Annotated in this window: 13 protein-coding genes; 10 read left to right on the forward strand and 3 right to left on the reverse strand. The window is 66.9% G+C overall.

Going from position 1 to position 13,177, the window contains the following annotated elements:
• Window positions 1-231 precede the first annotated feature (231 nt).
• Complete coding sequence (locus tag JHC36_RS02425; protein ID WP_287915403.1) at window positions 232-3,066, reverse strand: Rne/Rng family ribonuclease; 2,835 nt, start codon at window positions 3,064-3,066, stop codon at window positions 232-234.
• A 530-nt stretch (window positions 3,067-3,596) separates the two neighbouring features.
• Between JHC36_RS02425 and JHC36_RS02430 the strand changes: the two genes are divergently transcribed.
• From JHC36_RS02430 to JHC36_RS02445, 4 genes are read left to right on the forward strand one after another with little or no spacing between them, the layout of a single operon-like run.
• Window positions 3,597-4,616, forward strand: a complete 1,020-nt coding sequence (locus JHC36_RS02430) for an RluA family pseudouridine synthase (protein WP_503006782.1) — start codon at window positions 3,597-3,599, stop codon at window positions 4,614-4,616.
• The gene (locus JHC36_RS02435; protein ID WP_287915405.1) at window positions 4,594-5,256 is read left to right on the forward strand and encodes an HAD family hydrolase; all 663 of its coding nucleotides are present in this window, start codon (window positions 4,594-4,596) and stop codon (window positions 5,254-5,256) included. Before JHC36_RS02430 ends, JHC36_RS02435 begins: the two co-directional genes overlap by 23 nt.
• A gap of 4 nt (window positions 5,257-5,260) precedes the next feature.
• A complete protein-coding gene (locus tag JHC36_RS02440) occupies window positions 5,261-5,647 on the forward strand; it encodes a Rieske (2Fe-2S) protein (protein WP_287915408.1) in 387 nt (128 codons plus the stop codon).
• Between the two features lie 12 nt (window positions 5,648-5,659).
• Window positions 5,660-6,667 (forward strand): S49 family peptidase, encoded by a 1,008-nt coding sequence (locus JHC36_RS02445; protein WP_287915411.1) that lies wholly within the window; start codon window positions 5,660-5,662, stop codon window positions 6,665-6,667.
• Window positions 6,668-6,680: 13 nt separating this feature from the next.
• Here JHC36_RS02445 and JHC36_RS02450 read toward each other — a convergent pair whose 3' ends face one another.
• Both JHC36_RS02450 and JHC36_RS02455 read right to left on the reverse strand, forming a co-directional pair.
• Complete coding sequence (locus tag JHC36_RS02450; RefSeq protein ID WP_287915413.1) at window positions 6,681-7,508, reverse strand: SAM-dependent methyltransferase; 828 nt, start codon at window positions 7,506-7,508, stop codon at window positions 6,681-6,683.
• Window positions 7,505-8,122, reverse strand: a complete 618-nt coding sequence (locus tag JHC36_RS02455; RefSeq protein WP_287915416.1) for a Maf family nucleotide pyrophosphatase — start codon at window positions 8,120-8,122, stop codon at window positions 7,505-7,507. The genes JHC36_RS02450 and JHC36_RS02455 overlap by 4 nt, the downstream gene beginning before the upstream one ends.
• A 25-nt stretch (window positions 8,123-8,147) precedes the next feature.
• Here JHC36_RS02455 and JHC36_RS02460 point away from each other — a divergent pair, with 25 nt between their 5' ends.
• From JHC36_RS02460 to fabG, 6 genes are all read left to right on the forward strand, one after another.
• Window positions 8,148-8,702 (forward strand): YceD family protein, encoded by a 555-nt coding sequence (locus JHC36_RS02460; protein ID WP_124223975.1) that lies wholly within the window; start codon window positions 8,148-8,150, stop codon window positions 8,700-8,702.
• A gap of 205 nt (window positions 8,703-8,907) precedes the next feature.
• On the forward strand, window positions 8,908-9,090 hold the full coding sequence (gene rpmF, locus JHC36_RS02465) for a 50S ribosomal protein L32 (protein WP_124223977.1): 183 nt from the start codon (window positions 8,908-8,910) through the stop codon (window positions 9,088-9,090).
• A 99-nt stretch (window positions 9,091-9,189) separates the two neighbouring features.
• Window positions 9,190-10,260 (forward strand): phosphate acyltransferase PlsX, encoded by a 1,071-nt coding sequence (gene plsX, locus JHC36_RS02470; RefSeq protein WP_124223979.1) that lies wholly within the window; start codon window positions 9,190-9,192, stop codon window positions 10,258-10,260.
• Window positions 10,257-11,234, forward strand: coding sequence for a beta-ketoacyl-ACP synthase III (locus JHC36_RS02475; RefSeq protein WP_287915420.1), 978 nt, complete (start codon window positions 10,257-10,259; stop codon window positions 11,232-11,234). The genes plsX and JHC36_RS02475 overlap by 4 nt, the downstream gene beginning before the upstream one ends.
• Window positions 11,235-11,294: 60 nt before the next feature.
• Window positions 11,295-12,245 carry an ACP S-malonyltransferase gene (gene fabD, locus JHC36_RS02480; protein ID WP_287915423.1) on the forward strand — a complete coding sequence of 317 codons (951 nt, stop codon included), beginning with the start codon at window positions 11,295-11,297 and terminating at the stop codon, window positions 12,243-12,245.
• Between the two features lie 45 nt (window positions 12,246-12,290).
• On the forward strand, window positions 12,291-13,040 hold the full coding sequence (fabG, locus tag JHC36_RS02485) for a 3-oxoacyl-ACP reductase FabG (RefSeq protein WP_287915426.1): 750 nt from the start codon (window positions 12,291-12,293) through the stop codon (window positions 13,038-13,040).
• The last annotated feature ends 137 nt before the right edge of the window (window positions 13,041-13,177 follow it).

The following is a 13,177-nucleotide window of genomic DNA, read 5'->3' on the forward strand; positions in this document are numbered from 1 at the left end:
GCCCGCTTTGACGTCCCAAAACACGCCAGAGGGCGTTGCAAATGCGCGCCGTAGCCCGAGCTACGGCTGTGCTTTGCGCCTACTCGGGCGCGTTTTGGGGCGCCCCTTCGGGCACGCCCAATTCCCTCTCAGCCTCTGAGCTGAAGCGGCCTCTCGCCAGCGCCGCGCCGCTCATCCCATCCCGGCGGCGGCGCTCGCGCGTCGCCAAGGGAGGGAGATCACCGGCCCCTCTCAGAAGGGCAGTTCGAGGTTCTTGAGGTCGCGTCGTGTCTCCACCAGGATCAGCGGCGCGTCATCCTGGGCCACGGGTGCGGGGCGCTCGCGCGGAACCCGCGGCGGCGCGACTTCGGCGGCGATGGCTTGCTGGGCCGCCGCGACCTTGGCCGCATCGGAATGCACCCAAACCAAGCCCGAGGCCCGCGCCAAGGCTTCTAGGCTGTCCACAGGCAGCCGATACGGCTCGACCGCAGCCGGTGCTGCGGGCTCGGCCCGAGCGGCTGCAACCGCTGGCGCGGGTGCTTCGGCAGGCAGGGCTGCTTGCTGAGCCGGAGCCGGCTCCGCGGGCGCGGCCGCCTGTGGGGCGGGAGTCGACTCTGCCAGCGCTTCGCTCGGCACGGGGGCCGCTGGCGCCGTTGCTGGCTGCATCGCGGCGGTCTCGGGGCGGTCGAAATACGAACGACGCCCGCTGGTGCTGGGCGCGGCTTCGTCCGCCGGGGCGGCCGGTGCTGCGGCTGCCTCCCGGTCGGGAGCTGGTGCAGCTTCGGTCTCGCGTGTGGTGTCTCGGTCGCGGCGTTCGCGGCGGCCACGCTCGCGCGGGCGGCGATCGCGCGTGCCCTTCGGTTCGACGGAAGTCGTGACGGTTTCTGCACCCAAGTTCTGCGCCGTCAGCGCTTCGGTGTCCGGGGTGGTCGATGCAGCCGTCTCGGTGGCCGTGCCAGCCGATTCGGGGCGGGCGGGACGCTCGGCGCGCCCTTCGGGACGGCCTTCAGGCCGCTCGCGTCGCTGATCGTTGCGCCCGCCGCGCGGTCGCTGCGTCGCGCCGGATGAACCGGCGTTCGGCGCGACGGTCGGCGACGACGACGCGTTCAACTCGGCCTCGGCGGAGCCGCCCTGGCGGACCGTGGCGCGTTCACCAGCCGCTTCGCCGCCTCGGCGGTTGTCGCGCCGACCCTCGCCTCGATCGTTCCGACGTCCTGAGCTTCGCTGCCCATTGTGCCCATTGCCGCGCCCGCCCCGGTTGCTCTCGCCGTTGGTGGTGCGCGATGCGGGCGCGGCAGGGACGGCGCTCGGCTCGGGTGCGCTGGGTGGGGTGGCAGCGGCCGGGGCGAACAAGGCCTTGACCCAGCCGAAGAAGCCGCCGCTCTTGCCTGGGGCTGTCGGCAGCGGCGCGGGTGCAGCGGCAGGCGCGGTCGCGGCGGGTGCCGCTGCGACCGGGGCCGGGGCGGGGGCCGGAGCCGGCGCGGGCATGTCGGGCAGCACGCCCTTGATCATGGGCGTTTGGCGGTTCGTCGGCTCTTGCGAGCGGCGGGTGATCGAGGTCGGGTCCTCGACTTCTTCGGCCAGCTTGTAGCTGGGCTCGATGAGGTCGAGCCGCGGGTCGTCGTGGCGCAGCCGCTCGAGCTTGTAGTTGGGCGTCTCCAACGCTTTGTTGGGCACGACGAGCACGTGGATGCGCTGCTTGAGTTCGATTTTGGCGATCTCGGTGCGCTTTTCGTTGAGCAGGAAGGAGGCGACATCCACCGGCACTTGGCACAACACCGAGGCAGTGTTGTCCTTCATCGACTCTTCCTGAATGATGCGCAGGATCTGCAAGGCCGAGCTTTCGGTGTCGCGGATGTGGCCGGCGCCGCCGCAGCGCGGGCACGGAATCGAAGATCCCTCGGACAGCGCGGGCTTGAGGCGCTGGCGGCTCATTTCGAGCAGGCCAAACTTGCTGATCGAGCCGAACTGCACGCGCGCGCGGTCCTGGCGCAGCGCATCGCGCAGGCGGTTTTCGACTTCGCGGCGGTTCTTGCTTTCCTCCATGTCGATGAAGTCGATCACGATCAGACCGCCGAGGTCACGCAGGCGCATCTGGCGGGCCACCTCATCGGCAGCTTCGAGGTTGGTGCGCAGCGCCGTTTCCTCGATGTCACCCCCCTTGATGGCGCGGGCCGAGTTGACGTCGATCGCGACCAAGGCTTCGGTGTGGTCGATGACGATCGCGCCGCCGCTGGGCAGCGCAACGGTGCGCGCGTAGGCCGTCTCGATCTGGTGTTCGATCTGGAAACGCGAAAACAATGGAGCATCGTCGCGATACCGTTTGACCCGAGCGGCGTACTCGGGCATCACGTGCGACATGAACTGCTGCGCCTGCTCGTAAATGTCGTCGGTGTCGATCAGGATGTCGCCGATGTCCTGATTGAAATAGTCCCGGATGGCGCGGATGACCAGGCTCGATTCCTGATAGATCAGAAACGGGCCCTTGCTTCCTTTGGCCGCGTTTTCGATCGCCGTCCAGAGTTTGAGCAGGTAGTTCAGATCCCATTGCAGTTCGGCCGCGCTGCGTCCGATGCCCGCGGTACGGGCAATGATGGACATGCCCTTGGGGTATTCGAGCTGGTCCATCGCCTCCTTGAGCTCGGCGCGGTCCTCGCCCTCGATGCGCCGGCTGACGCCGCCGCCGCGGGGGTTGTTCGGCATCAGGACGACGTAGCGCCCGGCCAGGGAGATGTACGTCGTCAATGCCGCGCCCTTATTGCCGCGCTCTTCCTTCTCGACCTGGACGATGAGTTCGTCGCCTTCGCGGATCACGTCCTGAATGCGCGCCTGACTGGGTGCCACGCCCTCGGCGAAGTATTGGCGTGAAATTTCCTTGAAGGGTAGGAAGCCGTGGCGATCCTCCCCGTAGTCGATGAAGCACGCTTCGAGCGAAGGCTCGACCCGCGTCACGACGGCCTTGTAAATATTGCCCTTGCGCTGCTCGCGCCCTTCGATTTCGATCTCGTAGTCGAGCAGTTTTTGCCCATCGACGATGGCCAGGCGGCGTTCTTCGGCCTGGGTTGCGTTGATCAACATCCGTTTCATCGCGGAACCTCAAAAATGAAAGTACCTGCCCTCGCGGGGCACACGATGCCGGAGTCGAAACCGGGAAACCTGGAGAAAACCGTTGCCGCAGGCGGCCGCGACGGAGAGAGCCTCAGCTCCTCTGTGGGCGTGGGGGGGCGTGGATGAGGGCGAGGGTGCGGGCGCGGCCTTCAGGCAGCGGCGACTCGACGAAGGCGTCAGCCAACGAGGGGCGGCTGCAAACGGCCGATGCCATGTGCTGCGCGGGCATCGGCAGCCAGCGCCAGAACATCAGCATCGTCAGGAACCACACGGCATGTCTCGCTTTTGATCCGTTCGCGCACGGCTTGGGCGCGCGAATCTCGGGTATTCGTTCAGGGTTTCAGGTGTCGGCTCTAGCCCAGGTCATGGCGTGCCACTGTCGGCTCGAGCCTTCAGTCTGCGCGGCATGGTTTCAGGCGGCATCGACCTACCGGCGTCGGGATTGAAGTCGAATAAACTCCCCGCTTTCGGGGCGTATTTCCATCGAACTTAACCACTTTCCGACGACCGTGAGCCGCATTATAGGGCCCGAGGGGCAGCCGCAGGTGCCGGACGCGGCTCGGGTGTGTCACCTCACGGTCGATGAGTCGGGCGTCGGGCAACGACTCGACAACTATTTGCTGCGGCAACTCAAAGGGGTGCCCAAGACCCATGTGTACCGCATCATTCGCAGTGGCGAGGTGCGGGTCAACAAGGCGCGCGCGCAGGCCGACACCCGGCTGCAGTGTGGCGACCTCGTTCGGGTGCCGCCGGTCCGGGTGGCCCAGGCTGCGCCTGCGGCTCTGCGGCCCGCACCCCCGCGGGACTTCGAAATCCTCTACGAAGACGAGGCCTTGCTGGCGATCCACAAGCCCGCGGGCGTCGCCGTGCATGGCGGTTCGGGGGTGAGTTACGGCGTGATCGAGCAACTCCGGCAGGCCCGGCCCGAGGCGCGGTTTCTCGAACTCGTCCATCGGCTCGATCGCGAAACCAGCGGCATCTTGCTCGTAGCGCGGCGGCGCAGTGCCTTGACGCGGCTGCAGGAACAGTTCCGTAGCCGCCAGACGGGTAAGACCTATCTGGCCTGGGTGCTGGGCGAATGGCCGCAGCGGCTCAAAGTGCTCGATGCACCGCTCAAGCGGTATTTGGTGGCTGTGGGTTCCGCGGGTGCGACGGCTGGATCGGAGGGTGAGCGTCGGGTTCGGGTGGCTACCCGCGACGACCCGGATGCGCAGGCCGCGCTCTCGCTCGTGCGGGTGCGCGAGCGCGCACCCGGTTTCACCTGCCTCGAGGTCACGATCAAAACCGGGCGCACCCATCAGATCCGTGTGCACCTGGCGTCGGCGGGCTACCCGATTGCCGGGGATGATAAATATGGCGACTTTGACCGGAACAAGGCTTTGACACGCAGTGGCTTGCGGCGGATGGCCCTGCACGCGTGGAAGCTGGAGTTTGACCATCCGATGACCGGCGCGCGCATGGCGCTCGAGGCCGCGCCGCCGCCGGATCTCGAGGAGTTTTGGAACCATGTCCGCAACCGCTCGGTTTGATCTCATCGTCTTTGACTGGGACGGCACGCTGTTCGATTCAACGGCGCTCATCGTGCGCTGCATCCGGCAGGCGGTCGAAGACGTCGGCGGGACCGTGCCCGATGAAGCCGCGGCGAGTTGGGTGATCGGCCTCGGCCTGGCCGAAGCCATGCGCCGGGCGGCGCCGGATGTGGCGCAGGAGCGTCTGCCGGATCTGGTGGCCCGCTACCGCCACCATTATTTCGCTGCCCAACACGAGATCGCCCTGTTCGACGGCGTTCGGGCCTTGGTCGAAGAGCTCCAGCGTGCCGGTCGCACCCTCGCGGTGGCGACCGGCAAAAGCCGGCGGGGTCTGGATGAAGCGCTGAACCACAGCGGTCTGCGCCCGTATTTCTCGGCGACGCGGACTGCCGAGGAGACGGCGGGCAAGCCGCATCCCCAGATGCTCTTCGAACTCATGGAGGAGCTTGGCTCCGACCCAGACCGCACGCTCATGATTGGGGACACCACCCACGACCTGGAGATGGCGCGCAACGCCGGCTGTCCGGCGGTGGGTGTCGCGTATGGGGCGCACGATCCCGCGCTGTTGCAGCCCTTGCAGCCACTGTATGTGGCGCCTACGGTCCCTGATCTTCAGCGCTGGCTGCGCGAACGAGGCTGAGTGCATGGCGCCCGTCGATCAGCCCGTGGCTTTGTGTGCCAGCTCGGATTTGCTGGAGGGCGGCGACGCCGTGCCGTTCGAGGTTCGTTGGCGCGCAGAGCCGTGTCGGGCGTTTGCCGTGCGCTGGCGCGGCCGTGTCCATGCCTACCTGAATCGGTGCAGCCACCTGCCGATGGAGATGGACTTTCAGCCGAACCGGTTTTTCGACTCCAGTGGACAATGGCTGATCTGTGCCACGCATGGTGCCACGTACCGGCCCGATACGGGTGCTTGCGCCGCAGGGCCCTGCCGCGGCCCGCTGACCGAGATTGCCGTCGAAGAGGTCGACGGCACGGTGTTTTGGCGGCCCTCGAAAGACATACAGCCCGAGCCGACTTTTGATGACCTTTGAAGATCTATCGCCATGAATTCAAACGATGCTGAGCGTCCGGTCGCGACGCCCGAAGACGCGACTTCTGCTGTCTCTGCGGCTTCCGACGCCGCCGCGGCGGGCGGGGAGCGCCAGACGCGGGAGCGGCGGGCGTTTGCGGCCCTCGAGGAGCAGCGAGCCGCGCGCCGCTGGCGCACGGCCGTTCGCCTCGGGTGGCTGCTGTTTTTCGTCGCCCTGGCCTGGATGTTTTACTCGAATGGGGCGGTTCCCAAGGAGCCGTCGATCGCGCACACCGCAGTGGTCGAGATCAAGGGCGAAATCACCTCCGACGGCGAGGCGAGCGCGGCCCAGGTGGTTGCCGCGATGCGCGACGCGCTCGAAGATTCGGGTTCGCGCGCGCTGGTGCTGCTGATCAATTCGCCCGGCGGTAGCCCCGTGCAAGCGGGCATCATCAACGACGAGATCGCGCGGCTGCGTGCCCAGCACGGCAAGCCGATTTATGCGGTCGTGGAAGAGTCTTGCGCCTCAGCCGCCTATTACATCGCGGCAGCGACCGACCGGATTTATGTGGACAAGGCCAGCATCGTTGGCAGCATCGGCGTCCTCATGGATGGCTTTGGCTTTACCGGCTTGATGGACAAACTGGGCATCGAGCGACGGCTGCTGACGGCGGGAAAGAACAAAGGTTTCCTGGATCCGTTCAGTCCGCAGACCGAGGCCCAGCGCGCCCACGCGCAAACGATGCTCGACCAGATTCATGCGCAATTCATCGCAGCCGTGAAAAAAGGGCGCGGGGATCGGCTCAAGGAGCATCCCGACATGTTCAGCGGGCTGTTTTGGACCGGCCAGCAGTCGATCGAATTGGGTCTGGCCGATGCATACGGAACGCTCGACTCCGTCGCCCGTGACGTGGTTCACGCGGAAGACATCGTCGATTACACGCGCCGCGAAAACGTCGCCGAGCGGCTCGTCAAGCGATTTGGCGCCGCGGTGGGTGAGGGCGCGGCTCGGGCGCTTCGGACGGCACCCCCGCTGCGCTGACGAGCCGACCGAGCTATCGCCCGATCGCAAACACCGCGGGCCATTCGGCTGCGACGGCGTCGATCGCCATCGTTCGCCACGCGCTGACCGGCTGGCTGATGATCCGGCCACCCGGCAGCGTGACGCCCCAGGCCACGGCCAGCAGGGTTTGGGGGGCGAGCGTTTGCACCAAGGCCTGCAGCAGGGCGCGGTTGCGATAGGGTGTTTCGATGAACAACTGGGTTTGTCCGGTCTTGATCGCGTAGGCCTCGAGGGCGCGGATGCGCTGCACCCGTTCATCGGGGTTTTGCGGGAGATAACCGATGAAGGCGAAGTTTTGCCCGTTGAGCCCGCTGGCCGCCAGCGCCAGGACTGGCGAGACGGGACCCACGAGCGGAATGACGGGCAGGCCCAGACGGTGCGCGGCGCGGACGACCGCACTGCCGGGATCGGCGATGCCGGGCATGCCGGCTTCGCTGAGCAGTCCCATGTCGGCGCCGGCCCGCGCCGCCTCCAAGAGGCCCGCCGCGTCGTATTCGGCGCCAGCAGCGCCAGAATGATCCCCTTTCTTGTGGGCCAAGCGCGGTAACTCGGTGATGTGCTGCGCTTGCAGGGGGGCGGCCAGCGGCACGATGGCCGAGATGCGCTTCAGGTAGGCCCGAGCCGAACGCGCGTTTTCGCAGATCCAGTGCGTGATCTGCGCGGCAGCCGCCAAGGTGCCGGAGGGCAGGGAGTCTTCGAGCCGGGTGGGTTCCGCACAGCCATGGTCGAGCGGGGCCGGTACCAGGAACAGCCGGCCGAGCCGGGGGGCGGCGGGTTGGCCCACTGCATCGGACGACGACGTTTTCGAGGGCTGGGTCATGGCAGCTGCAGCCCGGCGGCACGCAGGAGTCGGCAGGTTCGGATCAGCGGCAGCCCGACGAGCGCCGTCGGGTCGTCGCTTTCGATGCAGTCGAGCAAGGCGATGCCGAGCCCCTCGCTGCGCGCGCTTCCGGCGCAGTCGTAGGCGGGCTCGGCGGCGAGATAGCGCTCGATCGCCTCGTCGTCGAGCCCATCTGCCTGCGTGCGAAAGCGAACCCGAACCTCCGCGCACTCGGTTTGCGCAAAATCGGCTTCGATGCAGACTACCGCGACGGCGGTGTGAAAGTGGACCCACTGGCCGCGCATCCGCTGCAACTGGGCGCGGGCGCGCTCGTGTGTGCCAGGTTTGCCCAAGGACTCGCCATGCAGATCGGCCACTTGGTCAGAGCCGATGACGATCGCTCGAGGATGGCGCTGGGCCACCGCCTGGGCCTTGGCCAGCGCGAGGCGGGCGGCCAAGCGGGCTGGGGTTTCGCCGGGCAGGGGGCTCTCATCGACCTCGGGAGCGGCGACTTCGAAGGGGATCTGCAAGCGTTCGAGCAAGGCGCGGCGATAGACCGAGGTCGAGCCGAGGATCAGCGGGCGGCGCGCAGGGGCTTGTTGGGGGACGTGCATGCGGCGATTCTCTTACACTCGCCCCATGAAGCCGATCTTCAATCTCAAGCGAGTCGACATCGACGCCTTTGCCCGGCGCGGCGGCACGTTCGAGATCGTGGAGCCCCTCTCAGGCTTTGCGCGTGTGGTCGCCGATGCGGTGGGGGGCGTCGAAGGCTTGTCGGTGCAGGCGCGCGGGCTCGGTGAGGCGCGGCCGCAACTGGGGGGCGGGCCGCAGATCTGGTTGCATCTGCAGCTGCAGGCGGTGGTGCCCTTGCTTTGCCAGCGTTGTCTCGGTCGGGTCGAGATCCCGGTCGAGGTGGATCGGTGGTTCCGCTTTGCGGCCGACGAATCGATCGCCGAGCGGCTCGATGACGAGGTCGAGGAGGATGTCCTGGTGCTGTCGAAGGACTTTGACCTCCATGCGCTGATCGAAGACGAGTTGTTGTTGGCACTGCCGATCGTGCCCAAGCACGAGCAATGCCCGGTCGATGTTCCTTTCGCCGTGGTCGATCCGGACTTCGAGGCGGCGCAGGCCGAGCGGGCGCGGCCATTCGATGTGCTGGCTCAGTGGACGGCGGGGAAAAAGGGGCGGGATTGACCGGGGCTGTGCGGCTCGGGCGCCATGCGGGCCGCCACGTGGCATTGCTGCGGTATAATGAAAGGCTGTCTCGACCTCGGTTTGAGACGTTCGACGCAGGGGTCGGAAACCCTTATGCCTTTGGGCGGTTCCCCAGCCGGCAGGTGTCCTTTGGATTGCTCCCTGCATTCCGTGATTTTTCTCCATTCGACTCAAAGGAGCCAACATGGCTGTCCAGCAAAACAAGAAATCGCCGTCCAAGCGCGGCATGCACCGTTCGCACAACGCGTTGACGGTGCCCGGTATTGCGATCGAGCCGACCACCGGCGAGGTGCATCTGCGCCACCACATCACGCCCAACGGTTTCTACCGGGGCCGCCAGGTGATCAAGCCGAAATCTGAAGCCTGAGCCGTTGGCGCAGGACGAGGCCCGTTGCTACGTAGGTAGCTCGGGCCTTTTTCTTTGTCGGGCGCGACGCCGCCACACACCACCTCTGGCCCATCCGCAATGACGACGAGTTCCCTGACCCTTGCGGTCGATTGCATGGGGGGCGATTTCGGCCCCGAGATCACTTTGCCGGCCTGCCGCCAGTTTTTGGAGCGCCATCCCGATGCGTCGCTGATTCTCGTGGGGCTGCCCGAGGCGCTGGCCAAGATCGACTGGCCGCGCACGCGGGTCGTGACTGCCAGCGAGGTGGTGGCGAGCGACGACCCGGTCGAGGTCGCGCTGCGGCGTAAGCGCGATTCGTCGATGCGCGTGGCGATCGCCCAGGTCAAAGACGGGCAGGCGCAGGCGGCGGTCTCGGCCGGGAACACCGGCGCGCTGATGGCGGTGGCCCGTTATCTGCTCAAGACGCTCGAGGGCATCGATCGTCCGGCGATTGCGACCCAGTTGCCCAACGTGCGCGGTGGGGCGACGACGGTGCTCGATCTCGGGGCGAACGTGGATTGCACGGCGCTGCACCTGTTGCAGTTCGCGGTCATGGGTTCGGCCCTGGTTTCGGTGCTCGATGAGCGTCGCACGGCGCCGTCGGTGGGCTTGCTCAACATCGGCGAAGAGGTGATCAAAGGCAACGAGATGATCAAGCGCGCGGGTGAATTGCTGCGCGCGGCGGGGGAGGCGGGAGACCTCAATTTCATTGGGAACGTCGAGGGCAACGACATTTTCAAGGGAACGGCCGACATCGTGGTGTGCGACGGCTTCGTCGGCAACGTGGCGCTCAAGACCAGCGAAGGGCTTGCCAGCATGATTGCGGAGTTCCTCAAGCAAGAGTTTTCGCGCAACCTTGGGACGAAGCTTGCGGCGGTGGTGGCCTACCCGGTTTTGGCGGCATTCAAGAAGCGGGTCGATCACCGGCGCTACAACGGTGCGGCGCTGCTGGGTCTGCGTGGCTTGGTGTTCAAGAGCCACGGTTCGGCCGATGCGCTGGCGTTCGGCTTTGCGCTGGAGCGGGCGTATGATGCCGCCCGTCACCATTTGCTCGATCGCGTCGAGGCGCGCATCGCCCACGCGGCGCCCTTGCTGGCGCTGGGCGTTGCGGCCCCCGCGGGCGCCAGCACTGCACCCACGAATCCATGAGCCTTTACTCTCGCATCACCGGCACCGGCAGCGCGCTGCCGCCGCGCCGACTCAGCAATGCCGACATGGTCGAGCGTCTCGCTCGGGACGGCATCGAAACTTCGGACGATTGGATCATCGAGCGGACCGGCATCCGCGCGCGCTACTTCGCGGACGAGGGCATGTTCAGCAGCGATTTGGGCGCCGAGGCCGCGCGCCGCGCGATCGATGCCGCGGGCCGCTCACCGGCCGAGGTCGACCTGATCATCGTCGCCACATCGACGCCGGACATGGTGTTTCCTTCGACGGCCACCATCGTTCAGCGCAAATTGGGGATCGCCGGTTGCCCCGCGTTCGACCTGCAGGCGGTCTGCACCGGTTTCATTTATGCGCTGACCGTGGCCGACGCCATGATCCGCTCGGGTTCCGCCCGCTGTGCGCTGGTGATCGGCGCCGAGGTGTTCAGCCGCATTCTCGATTTCAAGGACCGGACGACCTGTGTCTTGTTCGGTGACGGGGCGGGAGCGGTTGTGCTCGAAGCGTCCGAGCGGCCAGGCATCCTGGCCACCGACATCCACGCCGACGGCCGCCATCTCGCCATCCTGTGCGTGCCTGGCCATGTGCAGGGCGGGCAGGTGCTGGGCGACCCCTTGCTGAAGATCGATGGGCCGGCGGTGTTCAAGCTCGCGGTCGGGGTGTTGGAAGAAACGGCCCGCGCGGTGTTGCAGCGCGCAGGCATGGGCTCCGAAGAAGTCGACTGGCTCGTGCCGCACCAAGCGAATGTGCGCATCATGCAAAGTGCTGCGCGCAAGCTCAAGCTGCCGATGGACCGCGTGATCGTGACGGTCGATCAGCACGGCAACACCTCGGCCGCGTCGATTCCGCTTGCGCTCGACGCCGGGGTACGGGACGGGCGTATCCCGAGCGGCCTGAGGGTCTTGCGCGTGGGGGTGGGCGGGGGCTTAACCTGGGGTTCTGTGCTCCTCAAAATGTAGCAACAGGGCGCCGGTTTCTGCCGGCGATCGCCTGATTTCTTCTAAAAATCCGAGAGAGACATGAGTACGTTTGCCTTTGTATTCCCGGGCCAGGGTTCGCAGTCGGTTGGCATGCTCGACGCCTGGGGCGATCACCCGGCGGTGCGCGAGGCCGTGGCCGAGGCTTCGGATGCCTTGGGTGAGGATCTGGCCAAGCTCATCCACGAAGGGCCCAAGGAGGCGCTGGCGCTGACGACCAACACGCAGCCGGTGATGCTGGTGGCGGGTGTGGCTGCCTGGCGCGCCTGGCGTGCCGAGGGCGGTGCCGAGCCCGCTTTGCTGGCCGGGCATTCCTTGGGCGAATACTCGGCTTGGGTGGCGGCCGGGGCGCTGAGCCTGGCGCAGGCGGCGCCGCTCGTGCGTCTGCGCGCCGCAGCCATGCAGGAGGCGGTTCCGGTCGGCACCGGCGCCATGGCGGCGATTCTGGGGCTGCCGGCCGACCAAGTGGTTTCGGGTTGCGCGGCGGTGACGGCCGAGTTCGATCCGGCCTCAGGCGAGCGGGTCGAAGCGGTCAATTTCAACGATCCGATGCAAACGGTGATTGCGGGCACGCGCGCGGCGGTGGAGCGCGCCTGCGAGCACCTCAAGGCGGCCGGTGCCAAGCGGGCGCTGCCGCTGCCGGTTTCGGCGCCGTTTCACTCGAGCCTGATGCGGCCCGCGGCGGAGCGATTGCGCGAGCGGCTCGAACAAACCGAGTTTGCGCCGCCGCGGATCGATGTCATCAACAACGTCGATGTGGCCATCGAGCGCGACCCGGCACGGATTCGTGATGCGCTGTATCGGCAGGCCTTTGGCCCGGTTCGCTGGGTCGAGACGGTGGTGGCGATGAAGGCGCGCGGCGTCTCCACGGTGGTCGAGTGTGGGCCTGGCAAGGTGCTCTCGGGACTGGTCAAGCGGATCGATCCCTCGCTCGAGAGCGGGGCGATCGACGGTCCGGCGACCTTGGCCGAATGGAAGTCGCGGCTGGCTTGAGGCCAGTCGCTGTCTGGAATGTCCTCTCAGAAGAAAGCATCGACGATGTTGCAAGAGCGAATGGAAGGCCAAGTGGCCTTGGTTACGGGCGCCAGTCGGGGGATCGGCGCGGCCATTGCCCGCCAACTGGCGGAACAGGGTTTTCGGGTCATCGGCACCGCCACGACCGAGGAGGGGGCGATGCGGATTTCGGCAGCGCTCGGCTCGGATTCGGGTTCGCGGGGGGTGCGGCTCGATGTGAACGACGCACCGGCGGTCGAGGCGCTGGTCGAGAGCATCGTGAAGGAGCACGGTGGTTTGCAGGTGCTCGTCAACAACGCCGGGATCACCCGGGATATGCTGGCGATGCGGCTCAAGGACGAAGATTGGGATGCGGTGCTCGACACCAACCTCAAGGCCGTGTTTCGCCTCAGCCGCGCCGTGATCCGCCCGATGATGAAGCAGCGCTACGGGCGCATCATCAACATCACGAGCGTGGTCGGGGCCTCGGGCAACCCGGGGCAGGCCAACTACGCCGCGGCCAAAGCCGGGGTGGCCGGGATGAGCCGGGCGCTGGCGCGTGAGCTCGGCAGCCGTGGCATCACCGTCAACTGCGTGGCGCCGGGCTTCATCGAGACGGACATGACGGCTGCGCTCTCGGAAGAGCAACAGAAAGCGTTGCTGAGCCAAATCCCGCTGGGCCACCTGGGCCGGCCGCAGGACATCGCCCACGCCGTCGCGTTTCTTGCGAGTCCCCAGGCGGGCTACATCACGGGCCAGGAGATCCACGTCAACGGTGGGATGTACATGGCCTGAGAGGCTGAGAGGGAATGGGTCATGCCCGCTTTGACGCCCCAAAACACGCCAGAGGGCGTTGCAAATGCGCGCCGTAGCCCGAGCTACGGCTGTGCTTTGCGCCTACTCGGGCGCGTTTTGGGGCGCCCCTTCGGGCA

This window comes from Tibeticola sp., from assembly GCF_022759015.1.
Taxonomy (GTDB): Bacteria; Pseudomonadota; Gammaproteobacteria; order Burkholderiales; family Burkholderiaceae_C; genus Tibeticola; species Tibeticola sediminis.